Source organism: Pseudomonas donghuensis (assembly GCF_000259195.1).
In the GTDB taxonomy this organism is placed as follows: domain Bacteria; phylum Pseudomonadota; class Gammaproteobacteria; order Pseudomonadales; family Pseudomonadaceae; genus Aquipseudomonas; species Aquipseudomonas donghuensis.
Genome location: NZ_JH650757.1, coordinates 446,361 through 465,643, shown reverse-complemented (window position 1 = coordinate 465,643; position 19,283 = coordinate 446,361). Strand labels below are relative to the sequence as shown.

Below are 19,283 nucleotides of genomic sequence, written 5' to 3'. Positions count from 1 at the left end.
GAGCTCTCCTTGAGGGCCCATAGGGCCTTGAACTGAGTGATAGACAACGCCCGGAGCATTGCGCTCCGGGTTTCAGGAAATTTCTCTGCGAAACGGTGGCAACGCATTGAGAATAGCCTTGCCGTAGCGCTGGGTGACCACGCGCCGATCAAGCAGGGTGATGGTGCCGCGATCCTCTTCGGTGCGCAGCAGGCGCCCGCAGGCCTGGATCAGCCGCAGCGAGGCATCCGGCACGGCGATTTCCATGAACGGATTGCCGCCCCGGGCCTCGATCCATTCGGCCAGGGCTGCCTCGACCGGATCATCCGGCACCGCGAACGGAATCTTGGCAATCACCACGTGCTCGCAATAGGCGCCCGGCAGGTCGACGCCTTCGGCGAAACTGGCCAGGCCGAACAGCACGCTGGAATCACCGCCATCGACCCGCGCCTTGTGCTTGTTGAGGGTTTCCTGCTTGGACAGGTTGCCCTGGATGAACACCTGCTTGCGCCAGTCGCGGTCCAGGCCGTCGAACACGTCCTGCATCTGCTTGCGCGAAGAAAACAGCACCAGCGAACCGCGCGAACCTTCCACCAGCTCCGGCAGGTCGCGGATGATCGCCGCAGTGTGGGCGGCGGCATCGCGCGGGTCGGCGCGCAGGTCCGGCACCCGCAGCACGCCGGCATCGGTGTGGTGGAAGGGGCTTGGCACGACGCTGGTGACCGCAGTCTTGGGCAGCCCGGCACGCATGCGGAAACGATCGAACTTGCCCAGCGCAGTGAGGGTGGCCGAGGTCACCAGGGCGCCATGGGCGACGCTCCACAGGTTGCGCCGGAGCATTTCGGCGGCGAGGATCGGGCTGGCATTGACCTCGATGTCGAACAGCGCGCCGCTTTCCGCCAGGGTCAACCAGCGGGCCATGGGCGGGCTGTCTTCCGGGTCCTCGGCGGTGAAGGCGGTCCACAGTTCCCAGTTGCCCTGGGCACGCATCAACAGGCTGCCGAACAACGGGTACCACTCCTCGGCCTGATGGCTGGCGATGCCGATGTTGACTTCGCCGTCCATGCCTTCCTTGAGCAGCTCGGTCAGGCGGGTGAACAGGTCGTTGAGGCGCGAGAACCCCTTTTTCAGCTCGATGCCCATCTCGCGCATGTGCTCGGGGACCACCCCGCCTTCGAAGCGATGACGGGGCCGCTCGCGGCCTTCCATGTCTTCGCCGGGGCGGAAATCGGCGACCTGCTCGCAGGCACTGAACATGAACTGTTGCTGGGCCTTGATCTCGCGGGCCAGCTCCGGCACCTGCTCGATCAGTTTGCCCAGGTCGCCGGGCAGTGGATGCTGGGCCAGCAGTTTGGTCAGGTTCTTGGCGGTTTGCTCGAGCCAGTCGGCGGTCGAGCGCAAACGGGTGTAGTGGGCGAAGTGGCCGATGGCCTTGTCGGGCAGGTGGTGGCCTTCGTCGAACACATAAATGGTGTCGCGCGGGTCCGGCAGCACGGCGCCGCCGCCCAGGGCCAGGTCAGCCAGGACCATGTCATGGTTGGTGACGATCACATCGACCTTGCCCATGCCTTCGCGGGCCTTGTAGAAGGTGCACTGCTGGAAGTTCGGGCAATGGCGGCCGGTGCACTGGCTATGGTCGGTGGTCAGGCGCGCCCAGTCCTGGTCTTCCAGGGCCTGGGGCCAGCTGTCACGGTCGCCATCCCAGCGGTTGCCGGCGAGCTTCTCGATCATGCTGGTGAACAGCTTCTGGCTGGCCTCATCGACTTCGATCTTGAAGCCTTCTTCTTCGAATAGCTGGGCAGTGGCCGACTGTGCCTGGCCTTCCTGCAGCAGCAGGTCGAGTTTCGACAGGCACAGGTAGCGGCCCCGGCCCTTGGCCAGGGCGAAGCTGAAATTCAGGCCGCTGTTGCGCATCAGGTCGGGCAGGTCCTTGAAGACGATCTGCTCCTGCAGGGCAACCGTGGCGGTGGCGATTACCAGGCGCTTGCCGGCCGCCTTGGCCGCAGGAATCGAGGCCAGGCTATAGGCCACCGTCTTGCCGGTACCGGTGCCGGCCTCGACCGCGACCACAGCCGGTTCACCGACGCGCCGACCTTCGTCGTCGCAGTCGATATCGCCGAGCACCTTGGCCACTTCGGCAATCATCAGGCGCTGGCCATAGCGGGGCTTGAGGCTCTTGGCTTCTAGAAAACGCGAATAGGCGCCCTGAATCGTGGTTTTGAGTTCGTTGCTGATCATGGTGTCGGGCGCCCGAAGGGCTGGATAAATTTTCAGTGTTTCGGTTGGGTCGCTATCATACCCCGCTATTGCCCTTTGCGCCGAATGGAGATCCCCATGCCCATCTTTGCCCTTCCTTATAGCCTGCATGTTCTGGCCGCCCTGGTGTGGGTCGGGGGGATGTTCTTTGCCTGGCTGATCCTGCGCCCTGCGGCGGTTGCAGCCCTGGATGGCCCCGCTCGTCTGCGCCTGTGGGTGGAAGTGTTTCAGCGTTTTTTCGTGTGGGTGTGGATCGCGATCGCGGTGCTGGCGATCAGCGGTGTGATCATGATCAATACCCGTTTTGCCAGCTTCGAGACGACACCGCGGCATGTTCAGGTGATGATCGGTGGCGCGATTGCGATGTTCGCCCTGTTCTTTCGTATCCAGTCGTTGCTGTACCCGGAACTGCGCAAGGCGGTGCAGGCCGAAGACTGGCCTGCGGGCGCGGCGGTCATGGCGAGGATTCGCCGGATGGTCGGGATCAACCTGATGCTGGGGATCGCAGTGGTGTTGTCGGGTGGAGTGTTGTGGTGAATTGAAGCCTGGGGGGCTGCTACGCAGCCCATCGCCGGCAAGGCCGGCTCCCACAGGGTCGGCGTGTATTTTTACAGGCGCTGCAGAATCAACTCCCCAGCCGCCCCGGGCAAACCTGGCTGGCCTGCCACACCCGGCTTGCCCGCGGCACCGCCAGCGGTGCTGTAAACCAGGCAGCCCTTGCTCGCGCCACCGGCCCCCGGCTTGCCGGCGGCCCCTGCTACACCTGGCGCGCCGCCATCGACCTGAACCACGATGCGCTCGGCCGGGAAATCCGCCGGCAGCGCCAGCCGTACCCGGCCACCAGGCGCGCCGTCATGGCCATTGCCGCCATTGTCGCCATTGGCCCCGCGGCTGGCCTGGCCCCAGGTGCAACCTCCCGGCTTGCCGTTGGCGCCATCGAGCCCGACGTATCCCGGAGCACCGGCCCCGCCACGGGCATCAATGGCCAGCGTCGAGGCCTGCAGTTCATGCAACTGCAACGCCAGGTTGCGCCCAGCCTTCGCCGCCTTTTCATAGGTCCCCGGCGCACCATGGGCGACAATCTGGCTACCCTCGCCCAAACTGGCCCGGCTCACCTCGATCTGCAAGGTGGTGTCGGCCGGCACGATGGCAATCCGCGCGTCATGCCCCAGGTGCAACTCATCGATTTTGAAGTCGACCAGGCTGGCTGGCAGCAACAACGTGGCGGAATCCGCAACCTCCAGGCGCTGCAAATGCACGACGCTGGACTTGTTCGGCAAGCGCAGCACCGAATGGCTCGCCACGCTAATGGCATCGGCCAGGGCCAGGGGGCTGAACAACGCAGCCAGAATGATCAATTTACGCATGAGCAGCTTCCTTGCGGGGTGCAGGAATCGAAAGGACATGAAAAATACCCACCAGCAGGATCTGCAAGCGATCGAACCAACGATGGCTGCGCGTGCGCAAGCAACCATTGAACATCAACACTTCCAGCAGATGCAGGCCAAGCAGGGCGGCACCGGCGGCATTGATCAGCAGGTGGAAGGGATGCTCCAGGGGAATCAGCAGATTCACCAGCACCACCCACCAGAACACCACGGTCAGGGCCTTGGCCAGCCCCAGTAAGCCTTGCATAGGCGCCCCCGTTGTTATTTTTCGGTGGCGATGCCAGCCACGCCGGCATCGCCTGCAACAGTAACGGCTGACACGCTCCTTGTGCCAGTGGCTCGATCAATTAAGGTGCAGTTCCACCCTGCGATTTTGCGCGCGGCCGGCGTCGGTGTCGTTTTCGGCGATGGGCTGGCTCTCGCCGCGCCCCTGGCTGGTGACTTTCGACGGTGCCAGCCCCTGACTGATCAGGTACTCGGCAACGCTGCTCGCGCGCCGCTCGGAGAGTGCCTGGTTGTAGGCATCGGAGCCTTGGCTATCGGTGTGGCCGATGACCTTGACGCTGACCACATTGGCGCCATTGAGCTTGCTGCCCAGCGCCTGCAATTGTTGCTGGGCCGCACTGGTCAACTGCGCCGAATCAGAGGCGAACATCACGGCCCCCTGATCGCTGAGGGTGATGACCTGCGAGGTGGCTGCAGGCTCCGGCGCCTTCTGGCTCACCGGGTACTGCGGCGACGGGCAACCGGTGTGGCTGACCGGGGTATTGGCCGGCGTGTCGGGGCAACGGTCACGACGATCGAACACCCCGTCTTCGTCTTCATCACCATCCTGGGCATAACAGATCAAGCCGCCGGCAATCGCACCGGCAGCACCGGCGCCAGCTGCCCAGGCAGAACTTTCGATGGCCCCCAGGCCGCCACCGACCAGACCGCCAAGCAGACTGCAGATAGGCCAGGTCCTTTGATTGAGTGGGGCGCTGCCATCGCTGTGGGTCGCGCAACCGGAGAGCAGGCTTGCGGCCAGAAGGACCGGCAGTGTGGCCTTGGAGAGAACACTCATGAGAATTGCTCCTGTGTCACCGGCCTCTACCGGTCACACAGGAGTAAAGACCGGCCTGCAGTACTTCTCAAGCCGCAGGCCGCGGTCCGTCGGCGTTTCAGCGCTCGATACGAATTTCCGTACGACGGTTCTGTGCCCGACCCTCGGCGGTGGCATTGTCGGCAACCGGCTGGGTTTCACCCGCGCCCTGCACCGAGACGAAGCTGGCGCGTGGCACACCGCTCTCGATCAGGTACTCGGTGACCGAATGGGCACGGCGTTCCGAGAGTTTCTGGTTGTAGGTATCAGAGCCTTTGCTGTCGGTATGGCCGGTGACACTCAAGCGAGCGTTCGCCGCTTCGCTTTTCAAGCGCGTGGCAATGGTATTGAGGCGCTCCTTGTCAGCAGCGGTCAGTTTGGCGGAGTCGAACTCGAAGTGAACATCGCGGATGACGATGACCTCTTCCTTGACCACGGCCACTTCTTCGACCACGGCCACGGGTTCTGGCGGACAACCGTTGGCATCGACCTGTACCCCTCGCGGGGTACCCGGGCATTTGTCGCGGCTGTCCGGCACGCCATCACCGTCTTCGTCGCCATCGCCATGGGCCCAGCAATAGCCCGCCGCCATGCCTGCGCCGAGCAACGCGCCCCAGCCAGCCCAGCTGGAACTCTCGATGGCGCCCAGGGCTGCGCCGCCTACACCCCCGACGGCAGCACACTTCGGCCAGTCGGTTTTTTGCAAACCTGCACAACCAGTCAACACGCTGGTTAGCAGAACCAGAGGTAATGCTGTGCGTACTATGCTCATTTTGTTGCATCTCCTAGGGGGAATCGGTGCAAAACCGATGCTCTGGGAGTAAAGACCGCCTCATTGATATCCGCCAGCAATAGGCCATGATGCGGCGCTGCGGCACTATGCCAAGGGACGCCAGACCGTTAATCTTGCCCGATCTGACCGAGGATTCCCGATGATGGACGGCTTTTCCCAGCGCACCCCGCAACAGGCCCTTGCCGCCCTGCTCGATCGCTATGCGCCACAGCGGCTGCTATTGATAGGTGAGCGATTTCCGGCACTGGAGGCGTTCGCCCAGGCCCATCCGCATGTGCAAATCGCCGTGGCCAGCCCCGGCCCGCTGCCTGGGGAGCTGGCGGCGCAACGCTTCGACCTGGCGCTGCTGGTCGATTGCCTGGAGCATCTGCCCAAACGTGACGGTCTGCAGTTGCTGGGGGGGATCCGTAACCTCAACGCCAGCCGCGTGGCGGTACTGGCCGACCTGAGCGCCTGCGGCTGGCAGGAAACCGATTTTTTCGCCCTGGCCCTGCAGGCCAGCGAAAAATTCCAACGGGATGCGCAGGTTCTAAACCTGTTCACCTATGATCTACATGAATACAAACAGGTCCCGGACTGGCTCAATGCCAAGTTCTGGGCCAACCCGGAAAATTTTGGCAAGTACTGGTGGTGAAGCAATGAGTGTCTCGGTTTGTCCCTGCGGTAGCGGCGATCTGCTTGATACCTGTTGCGGGCATTATCACGCAGGGCTTCCCGCCCCCGACGCGCAGACCCTGATGCGTTCGCGCTACAGCGCCTACGTGCTGGGGCTGGTCGACTACCTGGTAGCCACCACCCTGCCGGCGCAGCAGGCCGGGCTCGATCGCGAAGCGATCAAGGCCTGGAGCCAGCAAAGCACCTGGCTGGGCCTTGAGGTGGAAAGCGCCGAGGTGTTCGGCGGCAAGCCTGAACATGCGTTCGTAACCTTCACCGCCCGCTGGCACGACAACGACGGCGAGCATTGCCATCGCGAACGCTCAGCCTTCGTACAGAACCAGGGCCGCTGGTACTTCATCGACCCCACTGTCAGCCTCAAGGCCACGCGCAACGACCCCTGCCCGTGCAACAGCGGGCAGAAATTCAAGAAGTGCTGCTCCAGTTACCTGGGTAGCTGAGCCTGATGGCCCGCCTGTTGCTGATTGGCGCTCTGCTCCTGCAACTGGTGGGGTGCGCCAGCTGGCTGGACGCGGACTATCAAGACCCGCAGGTGCACCTGCTCAAGGTGGAACCGGTAAAGATGCGCCTGCTGCAACAGGAGTTCGTGCTCCATGTGCAGGTCGACAACCCCAACGACAGCCGTCTGTTCATCCGTTACCTGAGCTACAAGGTGCTGATCAACGACCTGGCGCTGACCGCAGGTGAAGCCAGCCTCTGGCGCAGCGTCGGCGCCCACGCGCGGCGCACCTTCAAGATCCCGGTGCGCACCAACCTCTGGCAGCAGGTCAAACCCCTGGCAAAATTGCTCAAAGGCAGCCAAGGTCCACTGCGCTATCGCCTGGAAGGTGAACTGAGCAGCGGATTATTCTTCGCCCGCGACCTGCACTTGTCGCGCAGTGGTGAGATAATTCCCGGCGATCTTATTCCGGAGTAACCCAAGATGACCCAGCAACCCCATGTCCATGGCCCTGACTGCAACCACGATCATGATCATCACGACCATGACCACGGCCATGTACACGGCCCGCACTGCAACCACGGCCACCAGGAGCCGGTGCGCAACGCCCTGAAGGACGTCGGCCGCAACGATCCGTGCCCATGCGGCAGCAGCAAGAAGTTCAAGAAGTGCCACGGGGCCTGATAGCGGCCTTGTAGCAGTGGCCGGCGCTTGTGCCCAGCACAGGTGCGGCCGCTAGCCCCTCCCGGCAGGATCGACGCCTCGTCAACTGCTGAAAATAAAGGCGGCGCCCCGCTTGCATGGTGTGATCGCGCTCACTAACGTAGCGCCTTTTACCGCCACGCCCTGCAGGAGCCTGATCATGGCCGCGCCAGCCCTTCCCCCTTTTACCCCCCGGTTCGGCGTAGCCGCTGTGATGCTCGGGCTATTGAGCCTGAGCGGCTGCCAGATGGCCGGCCAGCGTGACAGCGTGCTGCCTGCTACAGGCGTGCAGCCGCTCAAGGGCCTGGCGCAGAATGTTTCAGTACGCCGCAACGCCATGGGCATGCCGCTGATCGAATCGAGCAACTTCCACGATGCGCTGTTCGCCCTGGGTTATGTCCACGCCGGCGACCGTATCGGGCAGATGGTCGGCATGCGCCTGCTGGCTCAAGGCCGCCTGGCGGAAATGGCCGGCGCCGATGTGCTGGAAGTCGACCGCCTGATGCGCGCGGCCAATCTCAAGGCCAGCGCCAACCAGCTGTATGCCGATGCCTCACCACGGCTCAAGCGTTTCTTCGAGGTGTATGCCCGCGGCGTCAACGCCTACCTGTTCCGCTACCGCGACAAGCTGCCGGCCCCCTTGGCCCAGAGCGGCTACCGCCCGGAATACTGGAAGCCCGAGGACTCGGCGCTGATCTTCTGCCTGTACACCTTCAGCCAGTCGGTCAACCTGCAGGAAGAACTCGCAGCCCTGGGCCTGGCGCAGAAAGTCGGCACCGACAAACTGGCCTGGCTGTTGCCCAGCTATCCTGACGAGCCCCTGGCCCTGGCCGAAACCGACAAGCTCAAAGGCCTTAACCTGAATAGCCAGCTCGCGGGCCTGGCGCCATTGACCGCGGCCAGCGAGCAACTGGCCGCGCTCAACCTGCTCGGCACGGCCGGCGCCAGCAACTGGGCGATTGCCCCGCAGCGCAGCCGCAGCGGCAAGAGCCTGATGGCCAGCGATACCCTCGGTGCCTGGGCCATGAGCCCGGTGCAGATCCGCTCGCCCAAGTACCAGGCCGCTGGCGTGTCGATTGCCGGCCTGCCGCTGGTGCTGTCCGGCTACAACGGCAAGCTGGCCTGGAGTGCCAGCGCGGTGATGGCCGACAACCAGGACCTGTTCCTGGAAAAACTGCGCAAGGAAGGCAACCGCTTGATGTACCAGGCCGACGGCAAATGGCTGCCGGCCCAGGCCCGCAACGAGACCTTCTTCATCAAGGGCCAGCGCCCGCTGCGTGAGACCCTGTACGACACCCGCCACGGCACCCTGCTCGGCCAGCCGCAGAATGCAAGCCTGGGCCTGGCCTTGCGCATGCCCGAGTTCAAGGGCGACCAGAGCCTGGACGCCTTCTTCAACCTGTCGCGGGCGCAGAAAGTCGAGCACGCGTTCGACAACACCCGCGAGATCGGCGCCGCGGCGCTGAACTTCGTCTTTGCCGACGCCAGCAATATCGGCTGGCAAGTCAGCGGACGCTTCCCCAACCGCCGCGAAGGCCAGGGCCTGCTGCCGTCGCCGGGCTGGGACGGACGCTACGACTGGGACGGTTACGCCGACCCGATGCTCCATCCCTACGACCAGGACCCACCCCAGGGCTGGCTTGGCAATGCCAACCAGCGCAGTGTGCCCAAAGGCTACGGCATGCAGCTGTCCAACAGCTGGTACTACCCCGAGCGCGCCGAGCGCCTGGCGCAACTGGCCGGCAATGGCAAACATGACAGCCGCAGCCTGATCCTGATGCAGAACGACCAGACCACGCTGTTTGCCGACAAGCTGAAAAAGATGTTCGAAGCGCCCGGCATGGCCCAGCCCCTGAAGCAGGCGATCGACGCCCTGCCCGCCGATCAGCGGACCAGGGCCCGTGAGGCTTACACCCGGCTGATGGCCTTTGACGGCCGGCTGAGCAGCACATCGGCAGATGCCGCCCTGTACGAACTGTTCCTGCAGGAAAGCGCAAAACTGACCTTCCTCGACGAGCTGGGCCCCGAATCCAGCCTGGCCTGGCAGGCGTTCGTCGGCAATGCCCGGTTGTCCTATTCGGCCCAGGCCGACCACCTGCTCGGTCGCGAAGACAGCCCATTCTGGGACGATCAGAAAACCGCGCAAAAAGAAGACAAACCGACCATTCTTGCCCGCAGCCTCGCTGCGGCCGTCAGCGCCGGCGAAGCGCAACTGGGCAATGACCACCGCGCCTGGCAATGGGGCAAGCTGCACCAGTACCGCTGGCCGGTACCGACCTTCCACGGCCTGGGTGATACCGTCAGCCGCGGCCCGCTGGCCAGCGGTGGTGACCACAGTACCCTGAACCTGGCGCCCTACGCCTGGGGCAAGGACTTCAACGCGCAACTGGCACCGTCGCTGCGCATGGTGGTGGACTTCGGCCAGGTCGAACCGCTGCAACTGCAAAGCAGCAGCGGCCAGTCCGGCAACCCGGCCAGCCCGCACTTTGCCGACGGCCTGGATGCCTGGTTCAAAGGCCGCTACATGAGCCTGCCGGTGCAGCCGCAAAACTTCGACCGCGCCTATGGCAGCAAGCGCCTGACCCTGGTGCCGGGCAAGTAACCCCGGTACAACCACCCGCAGCCGGTGCAATGCCGGCTGCGCTGATCCATATCAACAGCCCCCGCCACCAAATCCATTACAACGAAACTGAGGCCGGTTTCGTTACCAGCCTCTGCCTGATGAACCATAAAAACGATTGCAGCCCTGCGCCCAGGGGACCACCCCACGCCAGGTGATTAAAGGAATAATGCAATGGCATCTGCCTTCTCCAGTCTGGCCCTGGTGGCCACGACCGTGTTGTCGTTCTGTGCACTCGCCAGTGAGCCGCCCCCGGCAGCGGCGGCCGACCCCGAACTGCTTGCCCGCGGCAAGTACATCGCCCAACTGGGCGACTGCATCGCCTGCCACACCGCCCCGCAAGCGCCGCAAATGGCCGGCGGCCTGCAACTGCAAACGCCCATGGGCACCATCTATTCGAGCAACATCACCCCCGATCCAGACACCGGTATCGGCCGCTACAGTTTTGAACAGTTCGACAAGGCCATGCGCGAAGGTGTTACCCCGGACGGTACCAACCTCTACCCGGCAATGCCCTACCCGTCCTACGCGAAAATGAGCGAAGAGGACATGCGCGCCCTTTATGCCTACCTGATGCACGGTGTGACGCCGATCAGCCAGACCAACCAGGAAGCGGACATGAGCTGGCCGTTCAACATGCGCTGGGGCTTGTCGTTGTGGAACTTCGCCTTCGTCGACACCCAGCCCTTCGAGCCCGACCCCAACAAGGATGAGGTGCTCAATCGTGGTGCCTACCTGGTGCAAGGCCTGGGTCATTGTGGTGCCTGCCACACCCCACGCGGCATCGCCTTCCAGGAAAAAGCCATGAGCGACGCCGGTCGCAGCGGCAAGCACTTCCTCGCCGGCGAAACCGTTGAGCACTGGCGCGCCCTGAGCCTGCGCAACCTGTGGACCGTCGACGACACCGTGCAACTGCTCAAGACCGGGCAGAACCGCTTCGCCACGGTGTCGGGCAACATGGCCGACGTGATCCATCACAGTACCCAGCACTTCAGTGATGGCGACCTGATTGCCATCGCCAGCTACCTGAAGTCCCTGCCGCCGGGCAAGGACGACCTGCCGATGCCGGACATCCCGCTGGCAGCTGCAGCACCGGATGACCTGTTCAGCAGCCGTGGCGGCCTGGGCTACACCCAGTTCTGCAGCGACTGCCACCGCCCCGACGGGCGCGGGGTCAAGGGCCTGTTCCCGCCATTGGCCGGCAACCCGAGCATCGCCTCGGCCAATCCGACCTCCTTGCTGCACATCACCCTCACCGGCTGGGAGACCGCGCAGACCGCCACCCATTCGCGGGTCTACACCATGCCGGGGTTTGCGCGCCTGGCCGATGAAGAGATCGCCGAGATCCTGAGTTTCGTGCGCAATCGCTGGGGCAACAACAGCTCGCCGATCACTGCCAAGCAGGTGAAGACACTGCGTGAGCAACTCAACCCGCAGACCACCGACTCGACGGCATTTGAAACCCCTCGCCTGGCCAACCTGCTGGCTGCCGCCAACGCCGACCAGGTCATCCGTGGCATGCGCCTGCACCTGCAAACCCGCGAGTTGCTGCCGAACAACGTCGGTAACGCGCTGAACTGCACCAGTTGCCACCTCAACGCCGGCACCGTGGCCGATGGTTCGCCGTTTGTCGGCGTCTCGGCATTCTTCCCCAGCTACGCACCGCGGGCGGGCAAGGAAGTCACCCTCGAAGAGCGCATCAACGGCTGCTTCCGTCGTTCGATGAATGGTAAACCGCTACCGCCGCAATCAGCGGACATGCAGGCGATGGTGGCCTACTTCGACTGGATGAAGATGAACACCCTGCCGGGCGACAAAGTGGCCGGACGCGGGGTCGGCAAGATCGATACCGCGATCAAGCCGGACCTGGACAACGGCAAGCAGGTGTATGCCGAACAATGTGCGGTGTGCCATGGCAGCAATGGCGAGGGCCTGGCCCGTGAAGACGGCAGCCTGGTGTACCCGCCACTGTGGGGCGAGCAGTCGTTCAACATCGGCGCCGGCATGGCCCGCACCTATACCGCCGCAGCATTCGTCAAACGCAACATGCCGATTGGCTTCCACGAGAAGTTCCCATTGGGCCAGGGTGGCTTGAGTGATCAGGAGGCGGTGGATGTCGCGGCCTGGTTCTCGCAGCAACCACGGCCGGACTTCCCGGACAAGGTCAAGGATTGGCCCAACGGTGGCAAACCGGTGGATGCGCGCTACTAAAAGCGCCGCGCTACAGCCCATCGCTGGCAAAGCCAGCTCCCACAGGATCATGCATACACCGATCCATTGTGGGGGCCGGCTGGAATATGGTGTGAAACTTGCTATCACTGTGTTGTCTGGCATCGACCGGTAACGGCTTTGTGCCACCCCAACACTTTGCGAATCCAAGGACACACAATGAAAAAAGCATGGCTGACGCTTTCCGCACTCGCGTTGTGTCTGGCTGCGGGGAATACCCTGGCCAAGGAATACAAGGAGCTGCGCTTCGGCGTTGATCCGTCTTATGCACCATTCGAATCGAAGGCCGCCGACGGTACCCTGGTGGGCTTCGACATCGACCTGGGCAATGCCATCTGTGCTGAGCTCAAGGTCAAGTGCAAGTGGGTGGAAAGCGACTTCGACGGCATGATTCCAGGGCTCAAGGCCAACAAGTTCGATGGTGTAATCTCGTCGATGACCGTTACCCCGGCGCGGGAGAAAGTCATCGATTTCTCCAATGAGCTGTTCTCCGGTCCCACCAGCCTGGTGTTCAAGAAAGGTTCCGGCCTGACCGCCGACCCGGCCTCGCTCAAGGGCAAGACCGTCGGCTACGAGCAGGGCACTATCCAGGAAGCCTACGCCAAAGCCGTGCTGGACAAGGCCGGGGTCAAGACCCAGGCCTACCAGAACCAGGACCAGGTCTACGCAGACCTGACCTCCGGGCGCCTGGATGCCTCGATCCAGGACATGCTCCAGGCTGAGCTGGGCTTTCTCAAGTCGCCCAAAGGCGCCGACTACGAAGTCAGCGAGCCGGTCGACAGCGAATTGCTGCCATCCAAGACCGCCATCGGTATCAAAAAAGGTAACACTGAGCTCAAGGCGCTCCTGGACAAAGGTATCAAAGCGTTACACGACGACGGCACCTATGCCCAAATCCAGAAAAAACACTTCGGTGACCTGAACCTCTACAGCGGCAAATAACCCATGTGGGAACCGGCCATGCCGGTTCCCACCTGTTCGCGTCTACTGGCATAGGTTCGGTTCATGTTCGAAGACCTGCTGCAATTTCTGGGGCTCTCGGCATTCAGCTTGAAGGGTTTCGGCCCCTTGCTGCTGCAGGGCACCTGGATGACCATCAAACTGTCCTTCATGTCGCTGCTGGTCAGCGTTGGCCTGGGCCTGCTCGGTGCCAGTGCCAAACTCTCGCCAGTGCGCCCGCTACGCCTGATCGCCCAGGCCTACACCACGCTGATTCGCGGCGTGCCCGACCTGGTGCTGATGCTGCTGATTTTCTACAGCCTGCAAACCTGGCTGACCACCCTGACCGACACCATGGAATGGGAATACATCGAGATCGATCCATTCGCCGCCGGGGTCATCACCCTGGGCTTCATCTACGGCGCCTATTTCACCGAGACCTTCCGCGGCGCCATCCTCGCCGTGCCCCGCGGCCAGGTCGAAGCAGCCACCGCCTATGGGCTCAAACGCCTGCAACGTTTCCGCTTCGTGGTCTTTCCGCAAATGATGCGCTTCGCCCTGCCAGGCATCGGCAACAACTGGATGGTGATGCTCAAGGCCACCGCCCTGGTGTCGATCATCGGCCTGGCCGACCTGGTCAAGGCCGCCCAGGACGCCGGCAAGAGCAGCTACCAGCTGTTCTACTTCCTGGTGGTCGCCGCCTTCATCTATCTGTTGATCACCAGCGCCTCGAACGTCGCCCTGCGCTGGCTGGAACGGCGCTATAACGTCGGCACCCGGGAGGCCATCCGATGATCGAACTCTTGCAGGAATACTGGCGCGCCTTCCTCTACACCGACGGCACCCACATCACTGGCCTGGCCATGACCATGTGGCTGCTGACCGCATCGCTGGCCATCGGTTTCGTGGTGTCGATCCCGCTGTCGATAGCCCGGGTGTCGCCGCGCTTCTGGATTCGCTGGCCGGTCCAGTTCTACACCTACCTGTTTCGCGGCACGCCGTTGTATATCCAGTTGCTGATCTGCTACACGGGGATCTACAGCCTGGAAGCGGTGCGCGCCCAACCGCTGCTCGACAGCTTCTTTCGCGACGCGATGAACTGCACCATCCTCGCCTTTGCCCTCAACACCTGCGCCTACACCACGGAGATTTTCGCCGGGGCGATCCGCAGCATGAACCATGGTGAAGTCGAGGCAGCCAAGGCCTACGGCCTGCGCGGCTGGAGACTTTATGCTTATATCATCATGCCGTCGGCGCTGCGCCGCTCGCTGCCCTACTACAGCAACGAAGTGATCCTGATGCTGCATTCCACCACAGTGGCCTTCACCGCCACCGTGCCGGACATCCTCAAGGTCGCCCGTGACGCCAACTCGGCCACGTTTCTGACTTTTCAGTCGTTCAGCATCGCTGCGGCCATCTACCTGTGCGTGACCTTCGCCCTGGTAGGCTTGTTCCGCCTCGCCGAACGTCGCTGGCTGGCTTTTCTAGGACCGACACACTAGGACTGATATGCATCACTCGACTCACGACATTCTGGCGCCGGTTCCAGGCATTGCCCGGCAGATCCACAGCTTCCACTTCGGCCCCCCGCAAGCCGGCAAGATCTACATTCAGGCCTCGCTGCACGCCGATGAACTGCCCGGCATGCTGGTGGCCTGGCACCTCAAGCAACGCCTGGCTGAGCTTGAGGACCAGGGCTTGCTGCGCCGCGAGATCGTGCTGGTGCCAATTGCCAACCCGGTGGGCCTGGAACAGGTGCTGATGGATGTACCACTGGGCCGTTATGAGCTGCAGAGCGGGGAAAACTTCAACCGCCACTTCGTCGACCTGAGCGACCAGGTCGGCGACCAGGTCGCCGATCACCTGAGCCAGGACCCGCAGCACAACATCGCGCTGATTCGCGAAAGCCTGCGCCGCGCCCTGGACGCCCATGTCGCCCACACCCCGCTGCAATCCCAGCGCCTGACCCTGCAACGCCTGGCCTGCGATGCCGAGATGGTGCTCGACCTGCACTGCGATTTCGAGGCCGTGGCACACCTGTACACCACCCCGGAGGCCTGGCCACAGGTCGAGCCGTTGTCACGTTACCTGGGAGCCCAGGCCAGCCTGCTGGCCACCGACTCGGGCGGCCAGTCCTTCGATGAGTGCTTTACCCTGGTCTGGTGGCAATTGCAGCAGCGTTTCGCCAAGCAGTTCCCGATCCCCCAGGGCAGCTTCTCGGTGACCGTCGAATTGCGTGGCCAGGGCGATGTCAGCCATCCACTGGCGGAACAGGACTGCGCAGCAATCCTCGATTACCTGACCCGCTACGGCGCCATTGAAGGCGAGCCCGCCGCCCTGCCCGCCCTGAGCTACCCGGCAACGCCGCTGGCCGGTGTGGAGCCTGTGGCGACGCCCCTGGGCGGCTTGCTGGTGTTTCACGCCAAACCGGGCCAGTACCTGCAAGCCAATGAGCTGATCGCTGAAGTCATCGATCCGCTCAGCGACCGGGTAACCCCGGTGCGCAATACCCAGCCCGGCCTGCTTTATGCCCGCTCGCTGCGGCGCATGGCCACCGCCGGTATGGTCGTTGCCCATGTGGCAGGCAACCAGGCCTATCGCAGCGGCTACCTGTTGTCGCCTTGAACCCTTACCTTTAGAGCCTGCGCATGTACAAACTGACCATCGAAGACCTGCACAAACGCTACGGCGAGCATCACGTGCTCAAGGGCGTTTCGCTCAAGGCCAAGACCGGCGACGTGATCTGTCTGATCGGCGCCAGCGGCTCGGGCAAGAGTACCTTCCTGCGCTGCATCAACTTCCTCGAACAACCCAACGAGGGCAGCATGACCCTCGACGGCAAGCCGGTGCACATGACCCACGACCATCATGGCCTGCATGTCACCGACCCGGACGAGCTGCAGCGCCTGCGCACGCGCCTGGCCATGGTGTTCCAGCACTTCAACCTGTGGAGCCACCTGAGCGTACTCGACAACATCGCCATGGCGCCGCGGCGGGTACTGGGGGTAAGCAAGCACGAGGCCGAAGAACGCGCCCGCCGCTACCTGGACAAGGTCGGTCTGGCGCCGCGGGTGGCGGATCAGTTCCCGGCGTTCCTCTCCGGCGGCCAGCAGCAACGGGTGGCGATTGCCCGGGCGCTGGCCATGGAGCCGGAAGTCATGCTGTTCGACGAACCGACCTCGGCCCTCGACCCGGAGCTGGTCGGCGAAGTGCTGCGGGTGATTCAGGGCCTGGCCGAAGAAGGCCGGACCATGATCATGGTCACCCACGAAATGGCCTTCGCGCGCAAAGTGGCGAGCCAGGTGATGTTCCTTCACCAGGGCCTGGTGGAGGAACAAGGGCCGCCGGAAGAGGTGCTGGGCAATCCGAAAAGCGAGCGCTTGCGTCAGTTCCTGAGCGGCAACCTCAAGTAGGGGTCAGGCGATCGGCGCTGGTGGCGGCTCGTCGGGCAAGGTCGGCTCGCCCGGCTCCATCGGCGGATGTTCACCCGGTTGCGGTGAATCGGGGGTGTCCGGGTCAGGCTGACCGGGCACGCCGCCCGCCTGCACGCTATGCGGGTGCGGATGTGCCAGCAACGACCAGGCCAGCACCCCAACGCTGTTGGGCTGCAGCACGGCCAGCTTGGCACTGATGGTCGGGTCGAGTTTCATGGGTTGCTCCTGGTTGACGTCCGCCTGGCGTGTTGCCGAGCGGAACAGTTCAACTCATTGGAGTGTGCCGGGGGCGAGGAATTCCCTCGCTTTGTCGCCTCAGGTGCGTGGCAAGGTAACGCCGCGCTGGCCCTGGTATTTGCCGCCACGATCCTTGTAGGACACTTCACATTCTTCATCGGATTCGAGGAAGAGCATCTGCGCCACACCTTCGTTGGCGTAGATCTTTGCCGGCAGCGTGGTGGTGTTGGAGAACTCCAGGGTCACGTGGCCTTCCCACTCCGGTTCAAGCGGGGTGACGTTGACGATGATGCCGCAGCGGGCGTAGGTGCTCTTGCCCAGGCAGATGGTCAGCACGTTACGCGGGATACGGAAGTATTCGACGGTGCGGGCCAGGGCGAAGGAGTTCGGCGGGATGATGCAGACGTCGCTCTTGACGTCGACAAAGCTGCCGGCATCAAAGTTTTTCGGATCGACGGTCGCCGAGTTGATGTTGGTGAACACCTTGAACTCGTCGGCGCAGCGCACGTCGTAGCCGTAGCTGGAGACGCCGAAGGAGATCAGCCGGTTGTCGCTCTCACCGCGCACCTGGCGCTCGACGAAAGGCTCGATCATGCCGTGTTCCAGCGCCATGCGGCGAATCCACTTGTCCGATTTGATGCTCATGGCGGGGTGTCCTGAAATTGCGTGGTGAAAAAATTCTGTGCGGCATCTTACCGGGCCCGGCGCCGGGTTCAAAGTTCCATGCGACATCAACCGTCGGATCCACGTATGACGGGGCCTGCGCGGGGGCCTGAAGCACCGTCAGTCATGAATTATGAGAAAGCTTCACAAGACCATTGGCACGTTCTGGAAAAAGGGTTAAGGTGACGCCACTGTGCTGCACGTGTCACTGAGAATATCTACCTGATGCAAGATTTCGATCAACCCATCTTCATGAATTTTCTGCCTCTTTGCACTCAGTCTCGGCCAGGGCGTTTCCTGAGTCGTAGTTAACTTTGTCCAAGGAGACAGACCATGTCCAATCGCCAAACCGGTACCGTTAAGTGGTTCAACGATGAAAAAGGCTTCGGCTTCATCACCCCACAATCCGGTGACGACCTGTTCGTACACTTCAAAGCCATCAAGGCTGACGGCTTCAAGAGCCTGAAAGAAGGCCAAGCGGTCTCTTTCATCGCTACCCGCGGTCAGAAAGGCATGCAGGCTGAAGAAGTAGAAGTTATCTAACTTCCGCTTTACAGCTTGAAAAAAGCCCCGCCCTTAACAGGTGGGGCTTTTTTTATGCCTTGATTTTAGGCTGTCTGGTGGCCCATCGCTGGCAAGCCAGCTCCCACAAGGTCCAGTGCATGCAGAACCTGTGGGAGCTGGCTTGCCAGCGATAGCATCACCTCAATCTTCGCTGATAGTGATATTCGGCATCGTCGGCGCCGCTGCTTCCTGCAGCACGATCCGCGCCCCGACCTGACGGGCCAGCTCCTGATAGACCATGGCAATCTGGCTTTCCGGCTCGGCAATCGCCGTCGGCTTGCCGCTGTCGGCCTGCTCGCGGATCAGCATCGACAACGGCAGCGATGCCAGCAGCTCGACACCGTACTGGGCCGCCAGCTTCTCGCCGCCGCCCTCACCGAACAGATGCTCGGCATGACCGCAGTTGGAGCAGATGTGCACGGCCATGTTCTCGACCACACCCAGCACCGGGATGTTGACCTTGCGGAACATCTCCACACCCTTTTTGGCATCGAGCAGCGCCAGGTCCTGCGGCGTGGTGACGATGACCGAGCCAGCCACCGGGACTTTCTGCGCCAGGGTCAGCTGGATATCGCCAGTGCCCGGCGGCATATCGATGACCAGGTAATCGAGGTCGTCCCAGGCCGTTTGCGTCACCAGCTGCAGCAGCGCCCCGGAGACCATCGGCCCGCGCCAGACCATCGGCGTGTTGTCGTCGGTCAGAAAGGCCATGGACATGACCTCGACACCATGGGCCTTGAGCGGCACGAACCACTTCTGTTCGCGGATCTGGGGCCGCGTGCCTTCGGCGATACCGAACATCACGCCCTGACTCGGGCCATAGATATCAGCATCGAGAATCCCCACCCGCGCACCTTCACGGGCCAGGGCCAGGGCCAGGTTGGCGGCGGTGGTCGACTTGCCGACGCCGCCCTTGCCCGACGCCACGGCAATGATGTTCTTGACGTTGGCCAGGCCCGGAATCTGCGCCTGGGCCTTGTGTGCGGCGATCACGCAGGTGATCTCGACCTGCGCCGAAGCCACCCCGTCGAGACCTTCGACAGCCGTTTGCAGAACCTGCGCCCAGCCGTTCTTGAACAGACCGGCGGCATAACCCAGTTGCAGTTGCACGCTGACGCGATCGCCCTGGATATCGATGGCCTGGACACAGCCGGCGCTGACCGGGTCCTGGTTCAGGTAAGGGTCGGTGTACTGGCGAAGTACGGCTTCGACGGCTGCGCGAGTGACGGCACTCATGGAGACTCCCGTTATAAAGACTGAGCAAAACAGGCCACTATGCTAACC

The 19,283-nt window shown here is 63.0% G+C and carries 21 protein-coding genes; 13 read left to right on the top strand and 8 right to left on the bottom strand.

The window, feature by feature from the left end; all coding sequences use genetic code 11:
• Nucleotides 1-72 precede the first annotated feature (72 nt).
• Nucleotides 73-2,217 carry an ATP-dependent DNA helicase DinG gene (gene dinG / locus UW3_RS0104400; RefSeq protein ID WP_010221073.1) on the bottom strand — a complete coding sequence of 715 codons (2,145 nt, stop codon included), beginning with the start codon at nt 2,215-2,217 and terminating at the stop codon, nt 73-75.
• A 96-nt stretch (nt 2,218-2,313) separates the two neighbouring features.
• On the opposite strand from dinG, the gene UW3_RS0104395 reads away from it, so the two are divergent.
• A complete protein-coding gene (locus UW3_RS0104395) occupies nt 2,314-2,772 on the top strand; it encodes a CopD family protein (RefSeq protein ID WP_010221072.1) in 459 nt (152 codons plus the stop codon).
• Nucleotides 2,773-2,843: 71 nt separating this feature from the next.
• Here the strand turns inward: UW3_RS0104395 and UW3_RS0104390 are convergent, their stop codons facing one another.
• From UW3_RS0104390 to UW3_RS0104375, 4 genes are all read right to left on the bottom strand, one after another.
• A complete protein-coding gene (locus tag UW3_RS0104390; protein WP_010221071.1) occupies nt 2,844-3,602 on the bottom strand; it encodes a hypothetical protein in 759 nt (252 codons plus the stop codon).
• The gene (locus UW3_RS0104385) at nt 3,595-3,870 is read right to left on the bottom strand and encodes a DUF1145 domain-containing protein (RefSeq protein ID WP_010221070.1); all 276 of its coding nucleotides are present in this window, start codon (nt 3,868-3,870) and stop codon (nt 3,595-3,597) included. Before UW3_RS0104385 ends, UW3_RS0104390 begins: the two co-directional genes overlap by 8 nt.
• 96 nt (nt 3,871-3,966) lie before the next feature.
• On the bottom strand, nt 3,967-4,686 hold the full coding sequence (locus UW3_RS0104380) for a PA1041 family peptidoglycan-binding anchor lipoprotein (protein WP_010221069.1): 720 nt from the start codon (nt 4,684-4,686) through the stop codon (nt 3,967-3,969).
• 97 nt (nt 4,687-4,783) lie between these two features.
• Nucleotides 4,784-5,476 (bottom strand): PA1041 family peptidoglycan-binding anchor lipoprotein, encoded by a 693-nt coding sequence (locus tag UW3_RS0104375; RefSeq protein WP_010221068.1) that lies wholly within the window; start codon nt 5,474-5,476, stop codon nt 4,784-4,786.
• A gap of 160 nt (nt 5,477-5,636) precedes the next feature.
• Here UW3_RS0104375 and UW3_RS0104370 point away from each other — a divergent pair, with 160 nt between their 5' ends.
• The 11 genes from UW3_RS0104370 to UW3_RS0104320 all read left to right on the top strand — a co-directional run bounded on the left by UW3_RS0104370 (nt 5,637) and on the right by UW3_RS0104320 (nt 16,514).
• Nucleotides 5,637-6,131, top strand: coding sequence for a DUF6231 family protein (locus UW3_RS0104370; RefSeq protein WP_026001193.1), 495 nt, complete (start codon nt 5,637-5,639; stop codon nt 6,129-6,131).
• 4 nt (nt 6,132-6,135) lie between these two features.
• Nucleotides 6,136-6,612 carry a YchJ family protein gene (locus UW3_RS0104365; RefSeq protein ID WP_010221066.1) on the top strand — a complete coding sequence of 159 codons (477 nt, stop codon included), beginning with the start codon at nt 6,136-6,138 and terminating at the stop codon, nt 6,610-6,612.
• 5 nt (nt 6,613-6,617) lie between these two features.
• Entirely contained in the window at nt 6,618-7,088 is a 471-nt protein-coding gene (locus UW3_RS0104360) for an LEA/WHy family protein (RefSeq protein WP_010221065.1), read from the top strand.
• A 6-nt stretch (nt 7,089-7,094) separates the two neighbouring features.
• The gene (locus UW3_RS0104355; RefSeq protein ID WP_010221064.1) at nt 7,095-7,295 is read left to right on the top strand and encodes an SEC-C metal-binding domain-containing protein; all 201 of its coding nucleotides are present in this window, start codon (nt 7,095-7,097) and stop codon (nt 7,293-7,295) included.
• Nucleotides 7,296-7,473: 178 nt separating this feature from the next.
• The gene (locus UW3_RS0104350; RefSeq protein WP_010221063.1) at nt 7,474-9,915 is read left to right on the top strand and encodes a penicillin acylase family protein; all 2,442 of its coding nucleotides are present in this window, start codon (nt 7,474-7,476) and stop codon (nt 9,913-9,915) included.
• Nucleotides 9,916-10,107: 192 nt separating this feature from the next.
• Nucleotides 10,108-12,144, top strand: coding sequence for a c-type cytochrome (locus tag UW3_RS0104345; RefSeq protein ID WP_010221062.1), 2,037 nt, complete (start codon nt 10,108-10,110; stop codon nt 12,142-12,144).
• Nucleotides 12,145-12,321: 177 nt separating this feature from the next.
• The gene (locus tag UW3_RS0104340) at nt 12,322-13,104 is read left to right on the top strand and encodes a transporter substrate-binding domain-containing protein (RefSeq protein ID WP_010221061.1); all 783 of its coding nucleotides are present in this window, start codon (nt 12,322-12,324) and stop codon (nt 13,102-13,104) included.
• A gap of 63 nt (nt 13,105-13,167) precedes the next feature.
• Complete coding sequence (locus UW3_RS0104335) at nt 13,168-13,896, top strand: ABC transporter permease (protein ID WP_010221060.1); 729 nt, start codon at nt 13,168-13,170, stop codon at nt 13,894-13,896.
• Complete coding sequence (locus UW3_RS0104330; protein ID WP_010221059.1) at nt 13,893-14,603, top strand: ABC transporter permease; 711 nt, start codon at nt 13,893-13,895, stop codon at nt 14,601-14,603. The genes UW3_RS0104335 and UW3_RS0104330 overlap by 4 nt, the downstream gene beginning before the upstream one ends.
• 7 nt (nt 14,604-14,610) lie before the next feature.
• Nucleotides 14,611-15,726, top strand: a complete 1,116-nt coding sequence (locus UW3_RS0104325) for a succinylglutamate desuccinylase/aspartoacylase family protein (protein ID WP_010221058.1) — start codon at nt 14,611-14,613, stop codon at nt 15,724-15,726.
• Nucleotides 15,727-15,749: 23 nt separating this feature from the next.
• Nucleotides 15,750-16,514, top strand: a complete 765-nt coding sequence (locus tag UW3_RS0104320) for an ABC transporter ATP-binding protein (protein WP_010221057.1) — start codon at nt 15,750-15,752, stop codon at nt 16,512-16,514.
• A 3-nt stretch (nt 16,515-16,517) separates the two neighbouring features.
• Here UW3_RS0104320 and UW3_RS0104315 read toward each other — a convergent pair whose 3' ends face one another.
• A complete protein-coding gene (locus UW3_RS0104315; RefSeq protein WP_010221056.1) occupies nt 16,518-16,751 on the bottom strand; it encodes a hypothetical protein in 234 nt (77 codons plus the stop codon).
• A 99-nt stretch (nt 16,752-16,850) separates the two neighbouring features.
• Nucleotides 16,851-17,417 carry a dCTP deaminase gene (dcd, locus tag UW3_RS0104310; protein ID WP_010221055.1) on the bottom strand — a complete coding sequence of 189 codons (567 nt, stop codon included), beginning with the start codon at nt 17,415-17,417 and terminating at the stop codon, nt 16,851-16,853.
• 351 nt (nt 17,418-17,768) lie between these two features.
• On the opposite strand from dcd, the gene UW3_RS0104305 reads away from it, so the two are divergent.
• The gene (locus UW3_RS0104305; RefSeq protein ID WP_010221054.1) at nt 17,769-17,978 is read left to right on the top strand and encodes a cold-shock protein; all 210 of its coding nucleotides are present in this window, start codon (nt 17,769-17,771) and stop codon (nt 17,976-17,978) included.
• A gap of 162 nt (nt 17,979-18,140) precedes the next feature.
• On the opposite strand, the gene apbC is transcribed toward UW3_RS0104305, so the two are convergent.
• Nucleotides 18,141-19,235: an iron-sulfur cluster carrier protein ApbC gene (gene apbC / locus UW3_RS0104300; RefSeq protein WP_010221053.1), complete on the bottom strand. Its 1,095-nt coding sequence runs from the start codon at nt 19,233-19,235 to the stop codon at nt 18,141-18,143.
• Nucleotides 19,236-19,283 lie beyond the last annotated feature (48 nt).